The organism is Actinosynnema sp. (assembly GCF_052038725.1).
This window is the reverse complement of the sequence record NZ_JBQGCX010000585.1, coordinates 1-2,107: the sequence shown is the minus strand read 5'-3', so window position 1 is coordinate 2,107 and position 2,107 is coordinate 1. Positions and strand designations below refer to the sequence as shown.

Below are 2,107 nucleotides of genomic sequence, written 5' to 3'. Positions count from 1 at the left end.
CGGCCAGCTCCCCCGTGGGCGGCGCGGGCGGTTCGAGGCGGGCGACGCCGGTGAGCGCGTGGTCCGGGCTGTCGTCGCCGAGCAGGTGCGCCACGACCCGGTCGGGCGCCCGCAGCACCCTGGACAGCGCGGGCGAGTCGTCCTGCTGCACCTCCACCAGGCCGCGCGCGATGAGCGGCGCGGACGGCGCGAGCCGGAACCGGCCGGGCCCGGCGGGCGGCAGGCCGCACAGCTCCAGCGCGAGGCCGGTGGTGGCGCGGCGGCGGGTGATGTCGTCGTTGAGGTCGCCGTAGAGGCGTTCGAGCCGGGTGTCGACGTCGGGGGCGAGCGCGACCAGCAGCAGCTCCACGTCCAGCGGGTCGAGCGCGAAGTCGCGCGCCAGCACGAGCAGGCGCGGTCCCGGCGCGGGCGCGAGCGCGGCCAGCGCGTCCAGGTCGACGTCGTCCTCGGGCGGGAACAGGCGCGGGACGCGCGGGGCGTCCAGCACCCGCTGCACGGCCTCGGGCGTGAAGTACAGGCCCCGGTACGGGTCGTCGGGCGCGGGGTCGGTGGCGCGCCGCGCCTCCACGGCCAGCCGCACCCGCCACTCCACGGCCCCCAGGCGCGCCCACAGGTACACCAGGTCGGCGTCCTGCTCCCCGCTCCCGGCCACCCCGCCCACCACGCCGAGCAGCCCCTCGTCGGTGGTCACCGGTCCTCCCCCCGCTCCTGGCACGGCCGTCCCGGCGGGCGCCGGGGACCGGGCGGGCGCGGGCTCCCGGCGGTCACCTGATCGCCCCGCCCCCGCGCTTGCGCGCCGTCCCGGCGGGCCGCTCGGGCGTGGGCGCGGGGCGCTCCCTGGTGGCCGCGAACCCCTCGCCCTCCGCGCTCGTCGGCCCCTCGTAGCGCAGCCTGCGCGCGGTGCCGTCGCCGGTGAAGCCCGGCTCGTCCAGGCCGCGCAGCACGATGCCCTCGGTGACCGGCGGCCCGGCCGGGGTCCACTCGCCGCGCATCGGCGCGGTCACCTTCACGTCGATCGACGGCTTGAGCTCGCCGCCCAGCGCCGACCACACGTCGGCCGCCGCGGCGCCCTCGGACAGCGCGCCGCCGGTGATCAGCGGAACCTTCGCGCCCAGCTCGGCCAGCGACCCGGTGAGCCAGCGCCGCTCCACGCTCTGCACCCGCACCAGGCACGCCAGCACCTCGGACAGCAGCCGGTGCTCGTCGGTGGCCCGGTTGGTCCAGGCCGTCACCAGGTAGGACAGCCGGAACCACCGGGTGGGCCCGCGCCAGCCGAGCAGGTCGCCGGACTCGTCGTGCACCTCGGCCGACCCGGCGCTGCGCCGCCCGACGTCCTCGCGGATGTCGTAGAGGAACACGTTCACCATCGGCCCGTTGCGCCGCGCCGTCCACTCCTTGGTGGGCGCCTCGAACGCCAGCTCGCCGCCACCGCCGGGGACCCCGCTGTCCGACAGCAGCCTGCGGATCGCCTCGTCCACCTCGTGGATCACGACACCCTCCCCGCACCTCGTCCATCCACAAAGGACATACCCGTGCCCCGGCTCACCTGCGGTTCACCATGTCCGGCGGCCCGATCGTGCCCGGCACCACCAGGAACGGCGTGGTCGCGGGCCGGAACCCGTCGCCGGAGGCGGTGATCACGCGCGGCCCGGTCTGGTCCTTGGGCAGGATCAGCAGCTGCGCGGTGAAGCTGCCGTCCGGCCGGGGCAGGGTCGGCGCGGCGGACGCCGTGATGCCCGGCGTCCAGGTCAGCCGCACCGGCACGCCGGGCGGGAAGTCCAGCCCCCGCACCGAGGTGACGAAGCCCGGCTCGCCGATCGGCGGCACCGCCACGATCCTGGGCAGCAGCACCCGGACCTGCGCGGTGGCCGCGTTGTCGGCCGCGTTGCCGTCGCTGCCGGTGGTGCGCACCACGCCGCGCGCGGTCCCCTGGCCCGGCGCCACCGGCGCGAGCACCACGGTGAGCGACTGCGTCCCACCCGGCGGCAGGTCGCGCAGCGCGCACCCCGTCGCCGAGCAGCCGGGTGGCAGCGCCGCGACCGGGATTCCCCTCGGCAGCGCCATCTCCAGCCGCAGCCCGGTGGCGTTCGCGCCGCCGCCGTTGCGC

At 77.6% G+C, this 2,107-nt stretch carries 1 protein-coding gene and 2 pseudogenes; all 3 read right to left on the bottom strand.

All coding sequences use genetic code 11. The annotated features are described in order from the left end of the window. A pseudogene (locus ACTUAL_RS12245) lies at positions 1-691 on the bottom strand (ATP-binding protein); the annotation flags it as partial. Between the two features lie 73 nt (positions 692-764). Continuing rightward, positions 765-1,490 (bottom strand): DUF4255 domain-containing protein, encoded by a 726-nt coding sequence (locus tag ACTUAL_RS12240; protein WP_096493515.1) that lies wholly within the window; start codon positions 1,488-1,490, stop codon positions 765-767. A gap of 52 nt (positions 1,491-1,542) precedes the next feature. Next, positions 1,543-2,107: pseudogene (locus tag ACTUAL_RS12235) on the bottom strand (hypothetical protein); the annotation flags it as partial.